The 7,269-nt window shown below is 41.1% G+C and carries 8 protein-coding genes and 1 tRNA gene; 6 read left to right on the forward strand and 3 right to left on the reverse strand.

What is annotated here, in order from left to right; all coding sequences use genetic code 11:
* Window positions 1-178 precede the first annotated feature (178 nt).
* Complete coding sequence (locus B5D50_RS18800; protein WP_078924199.1) at window positions 179-847, forward strand: DUF4145 domain-containing protein; 669 nt, start codon at window positions 179-181, stop codon at window positions 845-847.
* Between the two features lie 11 nt (window positions 848-858).
* On the opposite strand, the gene B5D50_RS18805 is transcribed toward B5D50_RS18800, so the two are convergent.
* Both B5D50_RS18805 and B5D50_RS18810 read right to left on the reverse strand, forming a co-directional pair.
* Window positions 859-1,350 carry a PIN domain-containing protein gene (locus B5D50_RS18805; RefSeq protein ID WP_078924200.1) on the reverse strand — a complete coding sequence of 164 codons (492 nt, stop codon included), beginning with the start codon at window positions 1,348-1,350 and terminating at the stop codon, window positions 859-861.
* Window positions 1,347-1,673, reverse strand: coding sequence for a UPF0175 family protein (locus tag B5D50_RS18810; RefSeq protein ID WP_078924201.1), 327 nt, complete (start codon window positions 1,671-1,673; stop codon window positions 1,347-1,349). The genes B5D50_RS18805 and B5D50_RS18810 overlap by 4 nt, the downstream gene beginning before the upstream one ends.
* A gap of 207 nt (window positions 1,674-1,880) precedes the next feature.
* On the opposite strand from B5D50_RS18810, the gene B5D50_RS18815 reads away from it, so the two are divergent.
* The 3 genes from B5D50_RS18815 to B5D50_RS18825 all read left to right on the forward strand — a co-directional run bounded on the left by B5D50_RS18815 (window position 1,881) and on the right by B5D50_RS18825 (window position 5,106).
* Entirely contained in the window at window positions 1,881-2,147 is a 267-nt protein-coding gene (locus tag B5D50_RS18815; protein WP_078924202.1) for a type II toxin-antitoxin system RelB/DinJ family antitoxin, read from the forward strand.
* A gap of 5 nt (window positions 2,148-2,152) precedes the next feature.
* Window positions 2,153-2,371: a PIN domain-containing protein gene (locus tag B5D50_RS18820; protein WP_200807145.1), complete on the forward strand. Its 219-nt coding sequence runs from the start codon at window positions 2,153-2,155 to the stop codon at window positions 2,369-2,371.
* Between the two features lie 485 nt (window positions 2,372-2,856).
* The gene (locus tag B5D50_RS18825; protein ID WP_159448685.1) at window positions 2,857-5,106 is read left to right on the forward strand and encodes a hybrid sensor histidine kinase/response regulator; all 2,250 of its coding nucleotides are present in this window, start codon (window positions 2,857-2,859) and stop codon (window positions 5,104-5,106) included.
* A gap of 32 nt (window positions 5,107-5,138) precedes the next feature.
* Here B5D50_RS18825 and B5D50_RS18830 read toward each other — a convergent pair whose 3' ends face one another.
* Entirely contained in the window at window positions 5,139-5,756 is a 618-nt protein-coding gene (locus tag B5D50_RS18830; protein ID WP_078924204.1) for a lipoprotein intramolecular transacylase Lit, read from the reverse strand.
* Between the two features lie 332 nt (window positions 5,757-6,088).
* Here B5D50_RS18830 and B5D50_RS18835 point away from each other — a divergent pair, with 332 nt between their 5' ends.
* A complete protein-coding gene (locus tag B5D50_RS18835; RefSeq protein WP_200807146.1) occupies window positions 6,089-6,871 on the forward strand; it encodes a lytic transglycosylase domain-containing protein in 783 nt (260 codons plus the stop codon).
* Window positions 6,872-6,930: 59 nt separating this feature from the next.
* A tRNA-Val gene (locus B5D50_RS18840) sits at window positions 6,931-7,007 on the forward strand.
* Window positions 7,008-7,269 lie beyond the last annotated feature (262 nt).

Consider the following 7,269-nt stretch of genomic DNA (forward strand, 5'->3'; position numbering starts at 1 on the left):
CGGCTTACAAGCCGATTGATAAGGTGATGGCGGCGCAAAGCGATTTGGTGGAAGTGCTGCATACGCTGAAGCAGGTGGTGTGTGTGAAGGGGTGAGCTATTCGCTCACCTTATTTACTTCGTGACAAGAAACAAGAATTGTTCGATATTTTATCTGCCAAATATTTTGAGGAGATTCCATGCGCTGCCCAATTTGTAAAAAAGAGTTCCATCCACAACCCAAAGAAACGCATACGTATGCATTGCGCGGCAACCAAGCTTGTGAATTTCTTTTGCAAAAATGTCCTTCCTGCGGGGATGTTATTGTTATGCGTAAAGTTGGAGCATACGCACTCAGTCCTCAAAAAGGAGTTACCGTACAAGGCGGAACAACAGAAATTGTTTATCCTGTGACCGACGATGAAAAAGAATTGGTTTCGTTAGAAGTTCCTGACGAATATAGAAATGACTTTTATGAAGCAGCTACTGCCCTAGAATACAGCCCCAAAGCAAGTGCCGCTTTGTCACGCCGTTTACTCCAAAAGCTACTTCGAGAAAAGTTGGAGATAAAAAAACGTGATCTTTCCCAAGAAATAGATGAGTTTATTGCCAATGTACATGCACCAAGCTATCTCACGGATGCAATTGATGCTATCCGTCATATTGGCAATTTCGCTGCACACCCTATCAAGTATGAAAATTCGGGGGAGATTGTCGAAGTAGAAGCTGGTGAAGCCGATTGGCTTCTTGAAGTACTGAAATCACTGTTTGATTTTATATTTGTACAACCTGCTAAACTTGAGCAACGCAGACAGGCGTTAAATGCAAAACTTAAAAACCTTGGCAAACCTCAATTGAAAGGCCGTTAGAAGCAGCAAAATCAGAACTCACCCGCTGCTTGCAACACTTTTTGCACCAAGGCTTTTGATAAGCGGTATTCCTGTGCCAACAAATCGTTGATGAGCGATGCAACCGCCGGAATAGCTCCTGATTGTTTCGCTTTGAGCAAAATGCCCAGCACACCAACCACCGGAATTTGGTAGCTTTGTGCGACTTGTCGACCGATGTGTTCATCAATCAATACACCGCAATCGAGTTGCCGCGCCAGATGCAGGGCTTGCAATTCACCTTCATCCAGTGTTGGGCGCAATTGGGTGCAAAAATCATTATCAGCATCGTCATGCACAATCAAATGTTTACTTGCAAAATCCCGAATCAAGCGGGCATCAGGGCGTTGTAGGTCGCGGGTTGCCTCACTTAATACGGTAAGTGGCACATGTACGTTGGAAAACTCACTGTTCAATAGTGTGAGTTGCTGGAGTTTCGCCAGCGCAATCAACGGGCTGGTGTCAGCGACGATAATGGATTTCATGAGTTGAGGTACGCGAGTTCCTGATCCAATTCGGCGGGGTCATAATTCACCACGGGAATACCTAAGCGGCTAACGTATTCGGTAAACTCTGCGATGGACATTCGTGCCAATTTGGATGCTTTACCCAAACTCATGCTTCCCGATTGAAACAAGTGGGTAGCGAGGGCGACGTGTACGCCAAACGCCAACAGGTTTTCACTGAACGGAACGCTGACAAACAAGGGTTGTCCGTGGCGGGTCACTAACGCCAATTGCCCTTGTTCGGCGGTGCGACTGAGTTCGCCAGTGTGTTCGCGCAAATCACGGATGCTGAAGGTTTGCATAGGATTCTCCTTCTTAGTTGTGTACACAAATGATAGCACAAAGTAGATGGGGGTTTGCTATCCCGATTACTGCACTTCATCATCCACAGGCATTCACACTATACCGACGATAGGGACATTTAGGTCAACATTCTGACTCAATGATTGTAAAATGCATTCAAATGTATAACATATGAATACATTCAAGCGTTATTGGGAGACTTCACCATGAGCCGAACTGCTGTCATCACTACCCGCATCGACCCCACACTAAAAGCCAATGCTGAACAGGTATTGGCGCAACTGGGCATGACCACTGCGCAAGCTATTACCATGTTCCTGAAGCAGGTTGAGCTAAACCGTGGCCTGCCGTTCACGCCTCGCCTGCCACCACAAACCAAGCACGTTTACAAACCGTTCAAGGCGGAAACCTTCAGCTTGAGCAGCGAGGTGATGCCTGATCGGGATGAGCTGTATGCAGAACGGGGTTTGTAAACCCTATGTTTGCACTGGATACCAATCTGCTGGTGTACGCACACAATGTTGATGCACCCTTTCACAAAGCTGCGAAAGCCTTTATCGAAACAGTCCTGAATGAGCGTGATAGCGCGGGCAATCTCACCGTTTGCATTCCCGCGCAAGTCTTGGTCGAGTTTTTGAACGTGATTACTTGGGCAAAACTGGAATCGCCATTGCCTATACCGGTGACGGGTGACTAACGCCAATTGCCCTTGTTCGGCGGTGCGGCTGATTGTCTAATGTATTTTCTGGACTGACAGTAAAATCATGATTATTCAGTGGAGATTTCCGCAAATAATATAAAAATGATTAAGCGCTTAAATTAGTGAGTGATCTGCTTTTATAGTAAACTCAGCTTTGTCTAAGTATTGAACATTAAATACATGGATTCTGAGGTTTACCCATAGTGCAATAATTTTGTTTTAAGTATTCATAAATAATTTTTATTTTGAGCAAGTTGTATTTTTCCTACTTAAGAACTATATTTTGTGGTATTTTCACATACCCCAAAAACAATTTGTCTAGGAAGGAGAGTCCTGTGCTAAAAAATGGATTTTTTTTAATCAATCGGGTTCAAGCTAATTACACAACTTAATTTGCTTTTTAAGAAAAATGACTATTTAACAAGTTAACCAGATAGCTAACTTTGATTAGGGCATTCATTTTAATTTTTTTTTGTTTTTTTGTGGGTAATCTCAAGGCAGATCTGCCGCTACTCGTTTTGGATGGCAACGCTGATATCGTTGCTACTGCATCTTCGATCGAGGTATTAGAGGATAAAACTACAGATTTAAATTTTCAAGATTTAATCAAGACAGATTCCAAGTTTGTAAATAGTTGGCATATGCCAAACAATGTGGGCTATACAATGTCAGCTTGGTGGGTACGTTTTGATGTACTGAATCATGATCCTAATAATCGCTATTGGTATTTGCAACTACAAAATATTAATGCACATTTTTTGCAAGTTTATAGCTTTCCAAAAAACTTCAAGGCTGAAGCTCGCATTATTCCCTCGATTCATGAGCTAAGACATGCCAGTTTTCGCTTAGATCTGCCTCAAGACGAATCCTATTCGATTTATTTGCGTATAAAAAATAATAATCGGCCTCTGATATTTAATCTCCGATTGCTTAGTGCAGATGCTTTGGTAAAAGCAACCCCTAAAGACCATGTTTTTTATGCTTTTGCGTTAGGCGGGTTGTTAATTATGTCAATTTATAATTTACTGACATTTTTTAGCTTAAACGAGCGTAGCTATTTAAGTTTGGCTATTTTTATATTTTCTAACTGTATCAATTTATTAAGCCAAAGTGGCATGGTTGGTTTATTATTTCCTGAGGTCGATGTTGATAAAATCCATATAGTATCTGCTATGTTGACTATCGCTAGTGCTAATGATTTTTTTTATAACTTAATGTTAGTCGCTTATCGTTTACCGAGGTATGCAATCTTATTTAGAATTCACTTTTGGTTAGCAATATTAACGATGCTAATAGTTAGTTTCTTGCCTTATCAATTATTTTATATATCAGTTTTTGGAGGGGCTTTATTGGTTTTAGCTATTCCAGTGATTTGGATTTTACATAAAGCCAAAGTATCTGAGGCAAGGATTTTCGTTTGGGCTTTTCTCATTATGAATGTTTCTTGTATCCCTATTCTTTTATATGGGCTTGATCTTTTTGATGATTGGGCTATTGCATTTAATAGTTTAATGTTGGGTTTTTTACTGTTTATTGTTTTATTGTCATTAAATCAAAGCCGTCATACTCGTGAGTTACGTGACCAAGCTCAGCAAATTGAGGCTTCGAGCAAAGCAAAGGATGCCTTCTTAACAACCATGAGTCATGAGCTACGCACGCCGATGCATGCTGTGGTTATTAGTGGAACTTTATTACAACAAACTAAATTAAGTCCTCAGCAAAGCGATTATGTAGAAAAATTACAAGTGTCGGCCCAGCATATGTTAGACCTCATTAATGATATTTTAGATGTCTCACGTTTAAATCATACAAAAGCTGATGTAAAAATCCAAGCATTTACTCTACAAGCTATTTTAGAAAATCTTGAAAAGCTATTGAGTGATCAAGCTCGAGAGAAACATTTGGATTTTATTTTAAATAGTGAATATTCAATCACCACACCTTTATTAGGCGATCCGACCCGCCTTTCGCAGATTTTGCTGAATTTATTAGATAATGCTGTGAAGTTTACTGACGATGGCCTAGTTAGTTTAACGATTAAACCGATGGGGCAATGGTTGAATAGAGTTGAATTGCAATTTACGGTAGCCGATACCGGTATCGGTTTATCGTTTAAAGAGCAGGAACGTTTGTTTGAACCTTTCTTTCAAGTTAACTCTAGTACTAGCCGACGTTATCGTGGTACTGGTTTAGGTTTAACAATTAGTTATGATTTGGTCAAGCATTTAGGTGGAGAGTTACAAGTCCGTAGTAAGCCCTCACAAGGTTCCTCCTTCTTTTTTAAGCTAATGTTCGCTTTGGCGGAGCAGCAACCGATTAATAGTTTTACCCAACCATTTACTGTTCGTAATTACCAAGAAAAACGAGTTTTACTGGTGGATGATGATTCTTTGAATCAGTTTTTTGGTAAGGAGCTATTAACTGTATTGGGTGTCAAAGTCGATTTGGCTGAAAGTGGAGCTGTAGCTTTAATCAAACTTAAAGAAACCAGTTATGACTTAGTATTCATGGATGTGAGTATGCCAGATTTAGATGGTTATCAAACCACGCAACTGATTCGCCATGAACTAGAACTCACTGAATTACCAATCGTGGCACTCACGGCCCATGCTATTTCGGGTGAGCATGAGCGCTGTTTGGCAGCTGGTATGAATGATTATTTGGCAAAACCATTTAGTATTCAAGAATTAGAGACGATGCTGACTCGTTGGCTGATTAAAAATGATAACTGATTTTCAACTTAGCAGATAGTGATCCAACTGCATCATTTTTGTCGTTGAGTTAGCCAAGTAATCAAGGCTTGATTAAGCAAAAGGGTGCTGCAGAATAGAAAAAAAATGACCCATAAAAAATAATTTCGAGGCATTAAATACCAAGAAATATCTCGTGGATCAGTGAGCCAGAGTTGATTATTAAAAACTAAGGGGTGAAAAACCTCCATCCAGAAAAATTTAAAAAAAGGACTGATCACGAGTAGGGCTAGTAATAGGCCAAACATAAGATTGCGACTCAGCATGGCATAGCCTTGGTAGATTTTTAAAGATTTAGTCATGAGTAAGTCAAAAATCATGATTAGAGTGATGATAATAAATAGCCAAAACAGTTGATCATACAGGCCACGCACTTCAGTTAAGTGTTGGATTTCTTTGCTTGACCAAGGAGGGGAGGGGAGGTTTGCTAGTTGATGCCGAAAAAAACTGGCGAGTTCAAGACTGCGGTTGTGAGCAGCCGTTAAGCCTAATTGCTCACAGCGTAGATTCCAGTAGCAGTTGACTTGATACGTCCACGGTGTGTAAATAACGGTCGCGAGTGCGATGAAAAATAACCAAATAAGTAAAAAAATCGGCAAGATCAGTCGTTTTATTCGCGATAATAAGGACATTTTAGGCACACATGAGAAAAGTTGCTGTACCTTGCGCAACCTTTGGTTTGAACTAGGTAGCTTAAAAGTATTCAGCTGAAACTCCAGCTAAGCTTAAGTTAGGCAAAGCTTTAAAGTCAAAGTGCCATTATAGTGCTAATTGACCCTTGGTCTCAATTTTAACAACTTTTAAACCTTTTATTGCAAATTCAGCTGCTTAAATCAGCTAATCCTATACTTAAACTAGTTGAACTTTACTTCGGGAGATTAGAGTTTATAGTCGCCTATTATTGATAGGCTTAGCTTGCCTTAGTTAAGTTAAAAATTAAGTTGAGACAGAAATGGATTTCTTTATGACAATGATGAGGGCGCGATTAGCGCAGTTGGGATGGGGTCTCGGTTGGTTGTTGATGTTACCGTTGACGTGGGCGGGTACGATTGAGCTACCTGCTAACACGGTTGTAAGCCATTTTTGTGCACGGTTGTCGGCTAAAGATTTAGATCAGCGTGCTCAACCCTATCAGACGGCTATACAAAAATATGCAGCTGAATATCAGGTGAGTGAGGCGGTTATTAAAGCCGTGATTGCGATTGAGTCCTGCTATAACCAACAAGCAGAGTCACCGAAGGGTGCGCAGGGTTTGATGCAGCTGATTCCTGAAACAGCAGAGCGGTTTGGGGTAGTGGATTCGATGAATAGCCAGCAAAATATTAAAGGTGGGACTCGTTATTTAGCATGGTTATGGAAACGCTTCGATGGCGATCTACCTAAGGTGTTAGCGGCTTATAATGCGGGTGAGGGACGAGTGGATCAATACCAAGGTATTCCACCTTATCGAGAAACTCAAGCTTATGTGCGTAATGTGTTGTTTGTACACAATAAATTAGTGGGGATGGATGCTACTCCTAAACAGCCTGTGCTGCCCGATTCCATTGGGTTGATCCAGCCTGCAGTCGTTAATAGCAATACTCCACCAGCTATCCTGCGCCCTGTCGGCTTAGCTCCACTAGCCCCTGCCCCACGGCGAGTTGTCACTGTGTTTCAGTCGCCTTTTAAACTAACTCGTCCAGCTAAACCGGGGCGGGCAGGCTTATTAGCGAATAAAGCCCGTGCACCACAACTCTACAAGCAGTAAATTAAAAAAAGGCTTGCGAGGATTAAGAAGTTTGGTTATATTTTGCAACCTTCAACGACAGGCATATAGCTCAGTTGGTTAGAGCACCACCTTGACATGGTGGGGGTCGTTGGTTCGAGTCCAATTATGCCTACCAAAATATTGTAGTATGCCGTTGCATACTGTCCTAAAAGCCCTTGCAGGACGCAATCTGCAAGGGCTTTTTTGTTGCATGTTGTCGCATGAAGTAGCATGGCATAGCACGGAATTGTGCATATTATTGTGTATATCGTCACAAATTCAGAAAGGCGATATACACAAATGCTCTGTACACGACAAAACATTTAACCCATTGATTTAGTGAGTTGACTACCTATAAAGATGAAAGTCCATCGCCCCTATGTTTTACTCTCTAGTTA

It is taken from the genome of Thiothrix eikelboomii, from assembly GCF_900167255.1.
Classification (GTDB): Bacteria; Pseudomonadota; Gammaproteobacteria; order Thiotrichales; family Thiotrichaceae; genus Thiolinea; species Thiolinea eikelboomii.